We start from the raw sequence: 15,607 nt of genomic DNA on the forward strand, positions 1-15,607 counted from the left end.
CAGTGCTCGAGTTCGACGACATCCAACACATCCTGCTGACCCGCACGCCTGCGATCACAGGACGTTACGAGTTCCTGACGTTCGACTCCCCGGAAGGCGGCCGAGCCTGGCTGTCCGAGTTGCAGGACAAGGTGCAGTCGGCCGCCGACGTGCAGGCGACGATGGATGCGTCGGACCGCTGGGTCACCCTGGCATTCACCTGGAACGGGCTCAAAGCCCTTGGCGTGCCTGAGGAATCGCTGGCCACCTTCCCCGAAGAGTTTCGCGAAGGGATGGCTGCGCGCGCCAGCATCCTCGGCGACACCGGCCCAGCCGCGCCCGAACACTGGGTCGGCGGGCTGGCCGGTGACGACCTGCACGCGATCGCGATCTTGTTCTCCCGCACCGACGAACAGTGCCAGCGCTCCATCGAAGAACACGACAAGCTGTTGGCGCGGACCGACGGTGTGCGCTCACTGTCGTATCTCGACCTCAACGCCACTCCCCCGTTCAACTACGCCCACGACCATTTCGGCTTCCGCGACCGGCTGTCACAGCCCGTGATCAAGGGCTCCGGTGAACAACCCACGCCGGGTTCCGGGGATCCGCTCGAACCGGGCGAGTTCATCCTGGGATACCCCGACGAGAACGGCCCCGTCGCCAATCTTCCCGAACCAGCCGCGTTGTCCCGCAACGGAAGCTACATGGCGTACCGCCGGTTGCAGGAGCACGTCGCAACGTTCCGGGACTACCTGCGCGCCAACGCCGACACCCCGGAAGCGCAGGAACTACTGGCCGCCAAGTTCATGGGCCGCTGGCGAAGCGGCGCGCCGCTGGTGCTCGCCCCGGACAAGGACGATCCCGAACTCGGCGCAGATCCGATGCGCAACAACGACTACAACTACAAAGAGATGGACCCCTTCGGATATGCCTGTCCACTGGGATCACATGCCCGCAGGCTCAATCCACGCGATACCGCGCACTACATGAACCGGCGCCGGATGATCCGGCGTGGCGCCACCTACGGGCCAGCGCTGCCTGAGGGCGCGCCCGACGACGGCGTCGACCGCGGCATCGCCGCATTCATCATCTGCGCCGACCTGGTGCGACAGTTCGAGTTCGCGCAGAACGTCTGGATCAACGACAAAACGTTCCACGAACTGGGCAACGAGCACGACCCGATCTGCGGCACCCAGGACGGCACGCTGGACTACACCGTGCCCAAGCGGCCGATCCGCAAGGTACACAAGGGAATTCCAGCGTTCACCACGCTCAGGGGTGGCGCGTACTTCTTCCTACCAGGCATCAACGCCATCCGTTATCTCGCCACGCTCTAGAAGGACCGATCATGCGGGCACGCACCTACAACCAGAGCCACGTCGCACGCAGCCACGACGGACGCAGGCGCATCAGCATCTACTGGACGTGGAGCTATCCCTGGGAGTCGCAACGGGATCCGGCGGTCATCTACAACCGGTTCTCCACCATGACCGAAGTGCGCAGCGTGGCATGGCCTGCCTACGAGACGCCCGAGTACGACGCCGCGAACTTCCTCCAGGGCATCGCGGGCACACTCGAACTGTTCCACCGCTCGACGCTGTCGTTCCAGGAACTGGCCGAGGAGGCCACCGGCCACCCGGTGGCCGTGTTCCAGCGCATCGACCAGGCCGGCTACCAGCTGCCGATCGACGAGCGCATCCTCGCCGACACCGACACGCTGATGGTGTTCGGGCTCGACCATCTGCTGTCCCAGCAAGAAGCCGCGCCTGAAGAGATCGCCGCCATCAAGGCATGGCTCGAGCGGGAAGGCACCTGCCTGCTGCTGGCGCCCCACCATGACGTCGGCTTCACCGACGATCCCGCCCAGCAGCAGATCGAATACGAACACCACGGTGACCGACTGGTTCCACGCCAGCAGCGGTTCGGCCAGTACACCAGGTCCCTGATGCAGGCGCTCGACGTCCCTGTGCACAACATCTGGGGGCTGCGTCCTGCCGTTGTCGAGGGCAGCAAGGAGATCGCGCCGCTCACCGGCTTTCGCGACCTCGACACCCCGCGACTGCTCGACAACGTCACCACCTTCAACTTCCATCCCCACCTGCCGCACTACGAGTTGACGGCACCGGAAGGCAAGGATGTTCAGGTACTCGGCCGTCAGCGGGTCGACCCGAACAGGCCGCACCCGTTCACCGAGGCAGGCGAGACCGAATTCAACGCGCTGATCTGGATGCCGCCGAGCGGTCAGCGCGCGGGCGACATCGTGCTGATCGACTCGACGCACTTCACCACGCTGTTCGGCGGCACCGACAGCCTGCGCAACCTGTGGCGCAACCTGGCGGTCATGAAGTGACGCCGATGGGCGATGATGGCTCATGCCGAATAGAACCGTATTCATCACCGGAGCCGCCGCAGGCATCGGCCGCGCGACCGCGCTGACCTTCGCCAAGAAGGGCTACACCGTCGGTGGCTACGACATCGACGAGGTCGGTCTGAAAGCCTTGGCCGACGAGATCGAGGGCCTGGGCGGTACCGCCGTCGTCGGCCACCTCGACGTCACCGACCCGGCCGAAATGGCGCAGCGGGTGGACGAATTCGTCGACGCCGCAGGCGGTCGACTCGACGTGATGATCAACAACGCTGGCATCCTGCTGGCAGGACGGTTCGAGGAGATCGACGTCAGCAGACATCTCAAAGAGATCGACATCAACACCAAAGGTGTCGTGAACGGGCTACATGCCGCGTTTCCGTACCTGCGTGACACCGCCGACTCGGTCGTCGTCAACCTCGCGTCCGCGTCAGCGATCTACGGTCAGGCCGAGTTGGCCAACTACAGCGCCACCAAGTTCTTCGTCCGTGGCATCACCGAGGCCCTCGACCTCGAATGGCAGCGCCACGGCATCCGGGTGATCTCGATGTGGCCGCTGTACGTGCAGACCGCGATGACGGACCACATCCGAACCGGCACAACGGAATCGCTCGGCATCCGGCTCACCGCGCAGGACGTCGCCGACGCGATCGCCAAGGCCGTTACGCCGTCCCGGCTGCGCCGAGCCATCCACCAGGTCCATTTTCCGGTCGGCTCGCAGACCAAGATGATGGCCGCGGCTTCCCGATTCTCCCCGGCGTGGGTGATCCGGCTGGCCAACAAGCGACTGGCACACTCCTGACATGTTCCGAATGACAGTCGAGGACGTGTTCGTCATCCGCAACCGCGGCACTGTCGCGACGGGCCGGGTGGAAAGCGGTGTCCTGCGTGTCGGCGACACCGTGCGGATCGACGGCAAACTCGACGCGCGCGTCGACAGCATCGGCGTGCTCTTCCGAGATGTCGACAAGGCACTACTCGACCGCGGTTCGGTGCTCACTGGGTCCGGCGAGTCGCCGTTCATCGTCTGAGCGTCAGCCACCCACCTCGACGCTCATCACGTCGGCGATTCCACTGATCTTGAGCACCGGCATCAGGATCGGATTGACCACCACGCGAACGCGATCGCCGCACGCGAACAGCGCGTTGATCGCGCCACTGTCCAGATATTCGATGCCTTGCAGATCCAGGCTCACCGGCTGGCCGTCCGCTTGCGCCAGCGCGCCGGTGAGCGCGTCGTTGAACCGGTCCAGGTTGCTCATGTCCAACTCACCCGTTGCGGTGACGACGATCTGGCCGTCCGGGCCGCGGCTGGTGGACACCGTCATTGGCGTGGCCATCACGCGATCCTCATGTTCATCGCCACCGTGGTGCCCTCGACGCCGGGCGAGATGTCCACGGTGTGCATCAATCCGCGCATCAGCATGATGCCGCGCCCCCGGTCGGGGTTGGCCGCGGGCTGCGGCGTCTTCCACGATCCGGCATCGGCGACGGTCACGTGCAGACTGTCTCCCGACGCTGTGGCATGCAGGCGCACCACTCCCTCCTGGTCGTCACGGTGCCCGTGTTCGATGGAGTTAGCCAGCGCTTCGCCGGTCGCCACCAGCACATTGACCGCCTGATCCTGGCTGACCCCCGCCTGGGTCAGCCACCTGCGCAGCGCCGTGCGGATCGGTGCCAACTGGTCGGCTTCGGCAGGGATCGCGATGCTCAACGGCGGCGGGTGCCGGTACAGCAGCATGGCGACGTCGTCCTGGTAGCCGTCGCCCGGCGTGATGCGCGACATGATCGAGTCGGCGAGTTCGTCGAGAGCTGCCTCACGGTTGTCGACAACCAGATCCGCAGCCCGGTTGATTCCGCGATCCAGCGGTTCACGCCGCCGCTCGACGAGGCCATCGGTGTAGAGCAGCAGCGTCGACCGGAACGGCAGCATCCGACGAGCCTCGGTGCGGACGCCGCTGAATCCCAGACCGAGCGGAATGGCGCGGCCGCCGTCGAGCAGTTCGACGCTTCGGTCGGCGTGCACCACCACCGGCGGGGGATGGCCTGCACTCGCATACACCAACTCGCCGGTGTCCTGATTCAGCACCGCGCAGAACGCCGTGGTGGTTCGCGCGCCAGGCAGCCGGCCGGCAAACCGGTCCAACGCGGTCAGCACAGCGCACGGGCTTGGCTGTTCCAGCAGCAGCGCCCGGCATGCGCTTTTGAGCTGCCCCATGACGGTGGCGGCACCGAGGCCGTGACCGACGCAGTCACCGACCACCAGCCCGATGCGGCCGTCGTCGAGATCGACGACGTCGTACCAATCGCCGCCGACTTGCAGCGGCCTTGTCGCGGGTTGGTACCGCGCAGCGAATCCGCCCGGCAGCACGGCAGGTCCGAGAATGGCGGTCTGCAAAGCCAATGCGGTTTCCCGTTGCTGGTCAAGGTGATACACCCGTTGCAGGCCCTGACCGAGCCGGCTGGCGAGCACAGTGAGCAGGGTGCTGTCTTCGGTGGTGAACGGCCGCCGCTCGGCCAACTCGAGGTACAGCACGAGGATTCCGTGCGGATGTTGCAGCGCAATGGCCGCCGTCCCCGGTGTTGTCGTGTCGCTGACCAGCAGGTCGCCGTCACGCACCGCGGCCAGTCGGCGGCGGATAAGTTCGGAGATGTCCGACCACTGTGTCGAGGATCCCGCCGAGTGGATCCGCGGCGCGTCCTGGCCGGAATCCGTCGACGACACGGCGAACGTGGCGGCCAACACCGTGCGGGCGTGCCAGAGTCTTCGTAACTCCTCCGTGGCCGCGGCGACCGCGTCATCGAGAGTGTCGGCCTGTGCGAGTCGCTCAGTGAGCTCGGCCAGGGCGGTATCACGTTGCAGGGCGTAACGTTCCGCGGTGACGTCGCGGAAGGAACCGACGATCACACGACGTCCGGTGTCCGGGTCCTCGGTCTGGTTGAAGCTGAAGCGGATCCAGAGCCGATGGCCATCCCGGTGGATGACGGGGATGGTGCCCGCCCCGCTGCCGTCAGTGAACAGTGTGTCGAACGCAGCTTGCACCCGCCGGTAACCGTCCGGGTCGGTGCTCTCGTCCGGCCACCAGGGATGGATCGGTTCGTACGGCAGTTGTTCCGGCCCATACCCGAGGATGTCGGTGAACGTCCTGTTGATCTCGATGACAGCGCCGCGCTCGTCGCAGACGAAGAACGCCTCCTGCAACGCATCGACAAGTGCTGTGCGCCAACGCGAATGATGGTTGCGCAGCCGGGACAGCTCGACGTTGGCACGCACCCGGGCGAGCAGTTCCGCGGCGGCGAACGGTTTGACCAGGTAATCGTCCGCCCCGGCCTGCAGGCCTTCGATGGAGGCTTCCTGACCCGCACGCGCCGACAGCAACAGGACGGGTACGGCCGCGGTGCGTGTCTCCGTCCGCAACGCCGCGACGAGCGCGAGGCCGTCCATGCGGGGCATCATCACGTCGCTGACCACCAGGTCAGGCACGTTCTCGCGGACCTTCTCCAGAGCCAGTAGACCGTCGGTCACCGCGTCGACGACGTAACCTGCGCTGCGCAGCAGACGCGAAAGATACTGGCGCATATCGGCGTTGTCATCGGCGATCAACACCCGCGCGGGCGGCCCCGATGCGGCGAACGTCGTACCGACTTCCGTATCGGCGGTCACCACCCCCTGAGTGAGGTCGGCAGTGTCGGATCCGTCAGGCAGCCACCGCAGCGCCTCGGCCACATAGGGTTCGGCCAGGCCGGACGGCGCCGGTTCGCGCGCCAGCGTGACGACTTCCTCGGCAGGCAGGTGCGCGGACCCGAACGGCAGGCAAACGGTGAAGGTGGTGCCCTGCCCTTCACTGCTGTGCGCCTCGATGGTTCCACCGTGCAGCGAGACCAGTTCCTTGACGAGTGCCAAGCCGATTCCGCTGCCCTCGTTGGAGCGGGCACGGGTGGCTTCGATCCGATGGAATCGCTCGAACAGCCGGCCGATCTCGTCGGCCGACACCCCAATGCCGGTGTCGCGCACGGTGACAACGGCGTTGCCGTCCTGCTGGCGAACGCTGATCGACACGCTCCCGTCGAAGGTGTACTTCAGCGCGTTGGACAGCAGGTTCAGCACCACCTTCTCCCACATGTCCCGATCGACGTACACCGGTTCATCCAGCGGCGGGCAGTCCACCTCGAATGCCAGCCCCGCCCGTTCGATCGCAGACCGGAACACACTGGCCAGTTCGGCGGTCACCGCGGACAAGTCGACCGGTTCATATCGGGCCTGCGCGCGGCCCGCTTCGATACGGGAGAAGTCGAGCAACGTGTTGACCAGCTTGGCCAGTCGCAGCGAGTTACGGTAGACGACCTCGAGTTCCTGGCGTGCGACCTCGTCGAGTCCCGATGTGGCGCTACGCATTTCAGCCACCGGCGCCATGATCAGCGTCAGCGGGGTGCGGAACTCGTGGCTGATGTTGGAGAAGAAAGTCGTCTTGGCACGGTCCAGCTCGGCGAGTTCCTCTGCACGTCGCTGCTGCGCGGCGTAACTACGCGCACTGCCGATTCCGGCGGCGATGTGCCCGGCCACCAGGGTCACGAAGTCGCGGTAGTGCTCGTCGAGCGCGCGGTAGCGGTTGATCGCCGTGACCAGAAATCCTGCCGGTGCGCCACCCTGCTGCACCAGCGGGGTCACCAACGCCTGAGTAGGCGGCTCATGCCAGTCGCCGGTCGGCAGCTCCGGATACCGGTCACCGTCCAGTTCGACGAGAACCTGTTCCCCGCCGGCACTTTCGGTCAACGGCCACAGTGCGCCGCCGTCTGGCGACAGGCTCGGGGGCGCGGCCGGATGGCCGGGTTCGATGCCGCTCGCGGACGCCAACCGCGCGCCACCGTCGTCGTCGAACAGGTAGGTCAACGTGAACGGAAGATCGCGCGGATTGTGGCTGAGTTGACGTGCGGCGTGCGCCAGAGTTTCGTCTTCGGTGCGCACGACGCTGGGATCCGAGCCAAGGTCGCGCAACGTCGTGATCCTGCGCTGCGCGATCACCCGTTCGGTGTCCTCGCTGACGACGCACAGCATGCCCACCACGTGTCCGAGTTCGTCGCGCAGCGGGCTGTAGGAGAACGTGTGATACGACTCCTCCTGATAACCCGACCGCTCGAGGAAGAGCAGCAGCGCAGAGTCCCACGTGGCGCGTCCGGTGGCCAGCACGCCGTCGATGCGTGGACCGATATCGGGCCATATCTCCGCCCACACCTCACCGGCGGGTCGGCCGAGCGCCCACGGATATTTGCGGCCGAGCGTGTCACGGCGATAGGCGGCGTTGCAGAAGAACGTCAGCTCCGGACCCCACGCCATCCACATCGAGAACCGCGACGACAGCAGAATGCTGACCGCGGTCTGCAGACTCTGCGGCCACGCTGCCGGCGCTCCGAGTGGGGTGCGCGCCCAATCGACGGCCGCCAGGTCACGGCCGATCTCCGGGTCCGCGTTGAACACCGCCTGCGACGGGTCTTGCGTGATGTCGTCCGCCCCCATCGTCACTCCCGTCAGTGTGCTGGCCCCGAAGACAGTGGGGCAGCGGCGATTGCAAGACGCGATATACCCATCCTCGGCTGCCGTCAACCGCCGTCGTCGGCGGCGTCGGCGAGCGCGTCCGGCACCGTCGCATACGGCCGGAGCACCGAGTCGAGTTGCGTCACTTGCAGGGGGCGCAGCACTTCAGCGGCGTTGGCCACCAACCGCACCGTGACGCCGTTGGCCGCCCCCGCTTCGTAGCACCCGAGCACGGCGTTCAGAGCGGCGCTGCCGAAATACGTCACGTCGCCGAGATCCACGACGAGCAGTTTGTGCGCTCGCGTCGACGCCACGTGCATCGCGGCCTCGAGATCGCGGGCCAGTGTGTCGACCGTGGCGGTGTCGATATCACCCGCCACCGTGACGACGACCGCTGAGTCGCGCACATCCTGCGTGATTTCCAGATTTGGCACTGCTGATCCGGTCCCCTACTTCGACGCCACCCCGTTTCACCGGGGCTCAGCGCACCACCCTTTGGTGCACGCTGAGTAGAAGATGATCGAATTCACGGCGCAACGCGTCCGGTTGGTGTTGCAGCGTGCCGAGTTCCGCGACGATCTGCACCGCGAGCGCACGCAACTTCGTATTCGTCTGCTGAGAGCGCCACTGCAACATCGCGAACGCCTGGTCGGCGTCGACCCCGTACACCACCATCAAGGCGCCCTTGGCCTGTTCGATGGCCGCGCGGGCCTCAAACAATTCGGGCAGCACAGCGTCGAGCACCTTGCGCCGAGTCTGATCGACGGAGTCGCTCAGGTCGACGTAGAAGCCTTCCGTTCCGACGACCGCCCCCTGGTCGTTGTACATCCGGTCGGCGAGGACGAGCACCGTGTGTTCGCGACCCGACGTGTCGACGAACCGATGCCTGCTGGAGAACGACCCGCCCTGATGGAGCGCTTGGTCGAGGAGGTCCTGCACGTGCTGGCGGTCGTCGGGGTGTTTGTGCGACAGCAGCAACTCGGTGGTCGGCTCGACGGTGCCGGGTTCATAGCCGTGCATGCGGGCGACCTCGTCGGACCACTCCCAACGCTGGCCGACGAACCAGAACCGGAACGCACCCACGTTCAGCTCCTCACCGTGCTCGCCGGGTCTGACGCTTGGCGCGAGTCTGGAGAAGGCCATGCTCTATGGCACCACAATCCGATGTTCGGTTCGCACTGATCGCAACTGGTGACCTGAGAAGTCGCTGTACATATGTTGCGGGCGTGATCAACGAGGATTGGCTGGCCGTCATCGTCGGCCTCGCGCTGCTGGCGCTCGTGCTCGTCGGCGCGATTCCGGGAAGCCTGGTCCCGTGACCGAGACCGAAACCCGGCGCGACGAGGCGCGCTCCGGCGGAATCGGCTACGCCGTCGCCGGGGTGCTCGTGGTGGTCGCGCTCGGCGCGGCCACCCGGTTCCTGGAGCACCAGGTGCCGGTGTGGGCGGCGGGCACGCCGTTCGCGAAAGTCGCCAAGTCGATCGAATTCCCGTTCTACGCAATCGCTTTGGGCCTGATCGGCAACGCGGTACTGAGCAAGCTGGCGCTGCGCGACGCACTCGCGAGGGGATTCCGCACCGAGTTCTTCATCAAGACCGGCCTGGTTCTGCTCGGTGCGTCGATCAACCTGAAAGTGCTCGTCACCGCGGCCGGCCCGGCGATCCTGCAGGCGCTGCTGCTGATCTCCGCCGTGTTCGGCTTCACCTGGTGGTTCGGTGGCCGACTCGGGCTCGAGGACAAGTTGCGCGCCCTGCTCGCCTCGGCGGTGTCCATCTGCGGGGTGAGCGCAGCGATCGCGGCCGCGGGTGCGGTGCAGGCCAAGCGCGAACAACTGGCCTACGCCGCGTCGCTTGTCATCGCCTTCGCGCTGCCGTCGATCTTCCTGCTGCCGTGGCTCGCCGACGTGTTCCACCTGTCGGATGCGGTGGCAGGCGCCTGGATCGGCGGCAACATCGACACCACCGCCGCCGTCGCGGCATCGGGTGCGATCGCAGGCGAGGAGGCCCTGCAGATCGCGACCATCGTCAAGACCACGCAGAACGCCCTGATCGGCGTCGTGGCGATCGCGCTGACCGCCTACTTCGCGCTGAAGATCGAACGCAAATCCGCCGCCGAAGCCAGGCCCACGATCGGCCAGTTCTGGGAACGCTTCCCGAAGTTCGTGCTCGGCTTCATCGCCGCCTCGGTGATCGGCACCCTGTATCTGCAGTGGGTGCCCAGCGGTAAAGCGGAGATCGCGACCGTCAACGATCTGCGCACGTGGTTTTTGATCTTCGCGTTCGTCGCAATCGGCTTGGAGTTTTCGCTGAAGGGGCTGAAAGAGGCGGGCTGGCGGCCGGTCGCGGTGTTCGCCTCGGCGACGGTGGTGAACATCGTCGTTGCGTTTGGCCTGGCCAGCGTGTTGTTCGGTAACTTCGGAATCGGTTAGCGACTAGGCTCGCGGCGTGCGAGCTGCCTTGTCCCGCCGGGGTTTCCTCACCATGACTGCGAGCGCGGCACTGGTCGCGGCCTGCAGTTCACCCAAGCCGGGCACCATCGCCAAGGACGGCTCGGTGACGGTCAAGCACATCTTCGGCGAAACCAAGATCCCCGGTCCGCCCAAGCGTGTCGTCAGCGCGGGCTTCACCGAACAGGACGACCTGTTGGCGGTCGGGGTCGTCCCAGTCGCGATCACCGACTGGTTCGGCGGCGAGCCGTTCGGCGTATGGCCATGGGCGCAACCGAAATTGGGTAACGCACAGCCGGTGGTACTCAACCTCAACGACGGCATCCAGGTGGACCAGATCGCGTCGTTGAAACCCGACCTGATCGTCGCCACGAACGCCGGACTGGACCAGGACACCTACACCAAACTGTCGGCGATCGCGCCCACCATCGCGCAGTCCGGTCCGGATGCATTCTTCGAACCGTGGAAGGACCAGGCCACGCTGATCGGCCAGGCCGTGTTCAAGGCCGACGAGATGGCCAAACTGGTGGCCGCCGTCGACGAGAAGTTCGCGGCCGTCGCGAAGAACAACCCGCAGTTCGCCGGTAAGAAGGCGCTATTGCTCGGCGGCACGTTCTACGACGACAGCGTGCGCATCACCACACCCGGTTGGCGCACCGAGTTCCTCACCAAGATGGGGTTCACCGATCCCGATCCCGGCGCCACTCTGGTGAAGCGGGACAAGATGGCGTCGGTGCTCGACGACGCGGATGTGTTGATCTGGACCACCGAGAGCGACGACGAGCAGGCCGCCCTCCTTGCCGACCCGCTCGTCGCAAAGCTGCGAGCCACCGTGGGCAACCGCAACGTCTTCACCGGCAAGGAATTGTCGGGGGCGATCGCGTTCGCATCGACGCTGTCGTATCCGGTGGTGGCCGACCGACTGCCGGCGCTGATCTCGAAGGCGCTGTCCTGATCTAATTACCGGGTGACAAGCGACCAAACCACGACCGAAGCACAGCACGCAGCTTTCGCGCAGGTGGGGTCGAAGTACTATCCGATCTTCGTCGCGGTCTTCACGGCGCTGGTGATCATCTCCAACGTGACCGCCACCAAGGGCGTCGCGTTCGGGCCGATCATCACCGACGGTGGGTTCATCGTCTTCCCGCTGACCTACGTGATCGGCGACGTCCTGTCCGAGGTCTACGGGTTCAAAGCGGCTCGGCGGGCGATCTTCCTCGGGTTTGCTATGAACGGGTTGGCCGCCCTCACGTTCTGGATCACCATCTATCTGCCCGCGGCGGATTTCTACACCAATCAGGAGCACTTCGAGAACGTTGTGCACGCCTACACCCAGTTGATCATCGCGGGCCTCGCCGGCTTCATCGTCGGCCAGACCATCAACGCGTGGGTGGTGGTCCGGATCAAGGAGAAGACCAAAGAGAAGCACCTATGGGCCCGGTTGGTCGGTTCGACTTTCGCGGGCCAACTTGGGGACACGCTGGTGTTCTGCAGTATCGCGGCAGGTGCGATCGGCATCAGCACGTTCGCCGACTTCGTCACCTACACGGCGCTGGGCTGGTTCTACAAGACCGCCGTCGAGGTTTTCATGCTTCCGGTGACCTACCGGGTGATCGCGTACGTCAAGCGCCACGAACCGACGTACGGCGCGGCAATATGAGCTATCGCTAAGCCTTCTCTGGCAAGGCTCATAGAGCTGGTTCCTGCTTAGCTACCCACGGGTAAGTTCCACTATATGAGCGTGACCGCGGATGTGATGGACGTACGTGCACTCGGCGCCGTACGTGACTATGGCGACCAGGCGCTGCTGCTCGAATTCGACAGCACCGCCGAGGTGTTGGCGTGGGCAGACACGCTGCGCGAGGCCGAACTGCTCGGCGTGCTGGACATCGTCCCGGCGTCGCGCACGGTGCTGCTGAAACTGGCAGGCCCGCGCTATCAGGCGCCGACCCGGCAGCGGCTTGGCAAGCTGCGGGTGACGGCCGAGGCGCTGGCCGCGGCGACGCCGGCGGACGGGCGTGCCGACATCGAGATCGGCGTGGTGTACGACGGCGCCGACCTCGACGAGGTGGCCCGGCTGACCGGGCTGAGCACCGACCAGGTGATCGCCGCCCACACCGCCACCCCGTGGCGCGTCGGCTTCGGCGGCTTCGCACCGGGTTTCGCGTATCTGATCGGCGGGGACGAACGGCTCAACGTGCCGCGCCAGTCCGAGCCGCGGACCAGAGTGCCTGCCGGATCGGTTGCGCTGGCCGGGGAGTTCAGCGCCATCTATCCGCGGGAATCGCCAGGCGGTTGGCAGCTGATCGGGCGGATCACCGACGACGTGCCCGCGTTGTGGGACATCGATTCCGAACCCCCGGCGCTGCTGCAGCCCGGGATGTGGGTCCAGTTCCGGGAGGTGCGGTCATGAGCGTCACACTCGAGGTGCTGCGCACCGGGCCGCTGGCGCTGATCGAGGACCTCGGCAGGCCGGGCCTCGCGCACATGGGCGTGTCCCACTCCGGGGCGGCCGACCGTCGCTCCCACCAGCTGGCCAACCGGCTGGTGGCCAACCCCAACGACCACGCCACCATTGAGGTGACGTTCGGCGGGTTCTCCGCGCGGGTCCGCGGCGGTGACGTCGCGATCGCGGTGACGGGTGCGGACACCGACCCGTCGGTGAGCGGGAAACTGTTCGGCACCAACAGCATTCACTACGCTCACGACGGCGAAGTGATCTCGCTCGGCGCGCCACGCACCGGTCTGCGGACCTACCTCGCGGTGCGCGGTGGCATCGACGTCTCGCCCGTGCTGGGCTCCCGGTCGTACGACGTGATGTCGGCGATCGGTCCGCTGCCGCTGCAACCCGGCGACGTGCTGCCGGTCGGCGAGCACAGCGGCGAGCTCCCGGAACTCGACCAGGCGCCGGTGGCCGCCATCGAGGACGAGGTGCTCGAATTGCGGGTGGTGCCGGGCCCGCGCGACGACTGGTTCGTCGACCCGGACATCCTGATCCGAACCAACTGGCAGGTGACCAACCGGACCGACCGGGTGGGCATGCGCCTGATCGGCATGCCGCTGGAGTACCGCTGGCCCGATCGCCAGCTGCCGAGCGAAGGCGCGACCCGCGGCGCAATTCAGGTGCCGCCGAACGGTTTTCCGGTGATCCTCGGACCCGACCACCCGGTCACCGGCGGCTACCCGGTGATCGGCGTCGTCACCGACGACGACATCGACAAAGTGGCCCAGATCCGGCCAGGGCAGACCGTGCGACTGCACTGGTCGCGCCCGCGCAAGCCCTTCGAGGAGTAGCCCTCGGCGAGTGTGAACTTATGACACGCATTGAGCCGGCGGTTTCACGCTGTGATTGCAACAGCGGGTGGTTTTGACGGGTTTGAGAGTAGTTCGTCGAGGGTTTCGGCTGGGGTCTTCCAGCTCAGGGTTTGCCGGGGCCGGTTGTTGAGCTTGGCGGCGACGTAGTCCAGATAGTCTGCCGGGAAGATCGACAAGTCGGTGCCTTTAGCAAAGTATTGGCGCAGCAGTCCGTTGGTGTTCTCGTTGGTCCCGCGCTGCCATGGTGAGTGCGGATCACAGAAGTAGATATCTAATTCCGTCGCTGCGGCGATAGCGGCGTGATTGGCCATCTCTTTGCCTTGATCCCAGGTCAGTGTCTTACGCAGAATCGCCGGCAGCTGAGCCATTTTCGCGACGATGGCCTCTTGCACTGCCAGGGCACCGTGGTCGTCAGGCAGATGCAGCAGCAGCACGAACCGAGTCATGCGTTCGACCACGGTGCCGATCGCCGAACCCGATGCGGTGCTACCCATGATCAGGTCGCCTTCCCAGTGGCCGGGTACGGCACGGTCTTCGACCTACGGTGGACGCTCGCTGATGTTGACCATGTCGCGGATTTGCCCTCGGCGCTGGTTACCGCGTCGTTGAGGCTTGCGCAACGCCCGCCCAGTGCGTAGACATTTGTGCAGCTCACGGCGCAGATTTCCTTTACCCTGCACGTAGATCGACTGATAGATGGTCTCGTGGGACACCCGCATCTCCGCATCGTCGGGAAATTCGATCGGCAGCCGGTTGGCGATCTGTTGAGGACTGTGGTCGTCTAGCAGCCGATTCTGCACCTCAAGGTGCAACCGTTCATTGGTGGCCAGCTTGCGCGGTTTCGGGCGTCGAGCCCGCGCGTGAGCACGCGCCTGTGCGACGCCGGCCCGATACCTCGGCGTGGCATCCCAGCCGCCGTGCCGTTGCGCCCCGAACCGGTACCGCGAACGATATCGTCCACGGCAGAACGCGTTTCGGTCGATCTCACGCATGACCGTCGAGGCCGGGCGGCCCAGCCGCCTGCCGATCTGCCGAATGCTTTCCCCTCTGGCAATGCCGTCTTGAATTTCGTTACGTTCGTCTTCGCCCAGCCGCGACCACTTCCGCACACCGGTCTCATCAGGAAATTTGGGTCTCACCCCGCCAGCATCGGCAAACCAGCGCCAGCCGGTGCGCACCGACACACCGACTGCCTGCGCCGCCTCCACCACCGACGTGCCATCGCCGACATGACCCCAGAACTGACGACCAACACAGGCATAACGCGACGGACGCATCAACAACTCCTCAGCTAGGAGCCGTTGCAATCACCCCTTGAACCTGAGGCCGAAAACTGTGCAATAACTTCACACTCGACGAGCCGGGGAGGGCGCGATCCTGGTAGACAGGCAGTGTGCACACGCAGGAACCTCGCACCCGCGCAGTCCACACCGCTCGCCTGGTCCACACCTCCGACCTCGACAACGAGACCCGCGAGGATGCCCGCCGAATGGTCATCGAGGCGTTCGGCGGTGAGTTCACCGACGCCGACTGGGAGCACGCGCTCGGCGGCATGCACGCCCTGATCTGTCACCACGGCGCGCTGATCGCACACGCCGCCGTGGTGCAGCGCCGACTGCTGTACCGCGGCACCGCGCTGCGCTGCGGCTACATCGAAGGTGTGGCGGTGCGCGAAGATTGGCGCGGGCAGGGACTGGCGCACGCATTGATGGACGCGGCCGAACAAGTGCTGCGCGGTGCCTACCAACTGGGCGCGCTGAGCGCCTCGGAGGCGGGCAGGCACATGTACACCTCGCGAGGCTGGTTGCCGTGGCGCGGGCCGACGTCGGTGCTGGCGCCCGCGGGTCTGACCCGCACCCCCGACGACGACAACGGGTTGTTCGTGCTGCCGATCAGCGTCGACCTGGACACCTCGGCGGAAATCACCTGCGATTGGCGCGAAGGCGACGTCTGGTAGATCTCACACCCT

14 protein-coding genes and 1 pseudogene are annotated in these 15,607 nt (G+C 65.8%); 10 read left to right on the top strand and 5 right to left on the bottom strand.

The features are described 5' to 3' along the window. Nucleotides 1–2 precede the first annotated feature (2 nt). From C1A30_RS23340 to C1A30_RS23355, 4 genes are read left to right on the top strand one after another with little or no spacing between them, the layout of a single operon-like run. The gene (locus C1A30_RS23340) at nucleotides 3–1,316 is read left to right on the top strand and encodes a peroxidase (protein ID WP_101950741.1); all 1,314 of its coding nucleotides are present in this window, start codon (nucleotides 3–5) and stop codon (nucleotides 1,314–1,316) included. A gap of 11 nt (nucleotides 1,317–1,327) precedes the next feature. Then, nucleotides 1,328–2,329, top strand: coding sequence for a hypothetical protein (locus C1A30_RS23345; RefSeq protein ID WP_101950742.1), 1,002 nt, complete (start codon nucleotides 1,328–1,330; stop codon nucleotides 2,327–2,329). A 22-nt stretch (nucleotides 2,330–2,351) separates the two neighbouring features. Further along, nucleotides 2,352–3,146, top strand: a complete 795-nt coding sequence (locus C1A30_RS23350) for an SDR family oxidoreductase (RefSeq protein WP_101950743.1) — start codon at nucleotides 2,352–2,354, stop codon at nucleotides 3,144–3,146. A 1-nt stretch (nucleotide 3,147) separates the two neighbouring features. Next, nucleotides 3,148–3,375, top strand: a complete 228-nt coding sequence (locus tag C1A30_RS23355) for an EF-Tu/IF-2/RF-3 family GTPase (RefSeq protein WP_101950744.1) — start codon at nucleotides 3,148–3,150, stop codon at nucleotides 3,373–3,375. 3 nt (nucleotides 3,376–3,378) lie between these two features. On the opposite strand, the gene C1A30_RS23360 is transcribed toward C1A30_RS23355, so the two are convergent. The 4 genes from C1A30_RS23360 to C1A30_RS23375 form a co-directional block, all read right to left on the bottom strand. Further along, entirely contained in the window at nucleotides 3,379–3,684 is a 306-nt protein-coding gene (locus C1A30_RS23360; RefSeq protein WP_101952827.1) for an STAS domain-containing protein, read from the bottom strand. Continuing rightward, entirely contained in the window at nucleotides 3,684–7,859 is a 4,176-nt protein-coding gene (locus C1A30_RS23365; RefSeq protein WP_101950745.1) for a SpoIIE family protein phosphatase, read from the bottom strand. Before C1A30_RS23365 ends, C1A30_RS23360 begins: the two co-directional genes overlap by 1 nt. 83 nt (nucleotides 7,860–7,942) lie before the next feature. Continuing rightward, nucleotides 7,943–8,311, bottom strand: a complete 369-nt coding sequence (locus C1A30_RS23370) for an anti-sigma factor antagonist (protein WP_101950746.1) — start codon at nucleotides 8,309–8,311, stop codon at nucleotides 7,943–7,945. 46 nt (nucleotides 8,312–8,357) lie between these two features. Next, nucleotides 8,358–9,020 carry a PAS and ANTAR domain-containing protein gene (locus C1A30_RS23375; protein WP_101950747.1) on the bottom strand — a complete coding sequence of 221 codons (663 nt, stop codon included), beginning with the start codon at nucleotides 9,018–9,020 and terminating at the stop codon, nucleotides 8,358–8,360. Nucleotides 9,021–9,192: 172 nt separating this feature from the next. On the opposite strand from C1A30_RS23375, the gene C1A30_RS23385 reads away from it, so the two are divergent. The 5 genes from C1A30_RS23385 to C1A30_RS23405 all read left to right on the top strand — a co-directional run bounded on the left by C1A30_RS23385 (nucleotide 9,193) and on the right by C1A30_RS23405 (nucleotide 13,617). Further along, entirely contained in the window at nucleotides 9,193–10,305 is a 1,113-nt protein-coding gene (locus C1A30_RS23385; protein ID WP_101950749.1) for a YeiH family protein, read from the top strand. A gap of 16 nt (nucleotides 10,306–10,321) precedes the next feature. Next, a complete protein-coding gene (locus C1A30_RS23390; RefSeq protein ID WP_101950750.1) occupies nucleotides 10,322–11,278 on the top strand; it encodes an ABC transporter substrate-binding protein in 957 nt (318 codons plus the stop codon). Between the two features lie 12 nt (nucleotides 11,279–11,290). Beyond that, on the top strand, nucleotides 11,291–11,983 hold the full coding sequence (locus C1A30_RS23395; protein ID WP_200828407.1) for a queuosine precursor transporter: 693 nt from the start codon (nucleotides 11,291–11,293) through the stop codon (nucleotides 11,981–11,983). 75 nt (nucleotides 11,984–12,058) lie between these two features. Further along, nucleotides 12,059–12,736 carry an allophanate hydrolase subunit 1 gene (locus C1A30_RS23400; RefSeq protein ID WP_200828408.1) on the top strand — a complete coding sequence of 226 codons (678 nt, stop codon included), beginning with the start codon at nucleotides 12,059–12,061 and terminating at the stop codon, nucleotides 12,734–12,736. Further along, nucleotides 12,733–13,617: a 5-oxoprolinase/urea amidolyase family protein gene (locus C1A30_RS23405; protein ID WP_101952829.1), complete on the top strand. Its 885-nt coding sequence runs from the start codon at nucleotides 12,733–12,735 to the stop codon at nucleotides 13,615–13,617. Before C1A30_RS23400 ends, C1A30_RS23405 begins: the two co-directional genes overlap by 4 nt. A gap of 44 nt (nucleotides 13,618–13,661) precedes the next feature. On the opposite strand, the pseudogene C1A30_RS23410 reads toward C1A30_RS23405, so the two are convergent. Next, nucleotides 13,662–14,915, bottom strand: a pseudogene (locus tag C1A30_RS23410) (IS30 family transposase). Between the two features lie 116 nt (nucleotides 14,916–15,031). Between C1A30_RS23410 and C1A30_RS23415 the strand changes: the two are divergent. Continuing rightward, nucleotides 15,032–15,595 carry a GNAT family N-acetyltransferase gene (locus C1A30_RS23415; RefSeq protein ID WP_101950751.1) on the top strand — a complete coding sequence of 188 codons (564 nt, stop codon included), beginning with the start codon at nucleotides 15,032–15,034 and terminating at the stop codon, nucleotides 15,593–15,595. Nucleotides 15,596–15,607: the final 12 nt, after the last annotated feature.

It is taken from the genome of Mycobacterium sp. 3519A, assembly GCF_900240945.1.
Taxonomy (GTDB): domain Bacteria; phylum Actinomycetota; class Actinomycetes; order Mycobacteriales; family Mycobacteriaceae; genus Mycobacterium.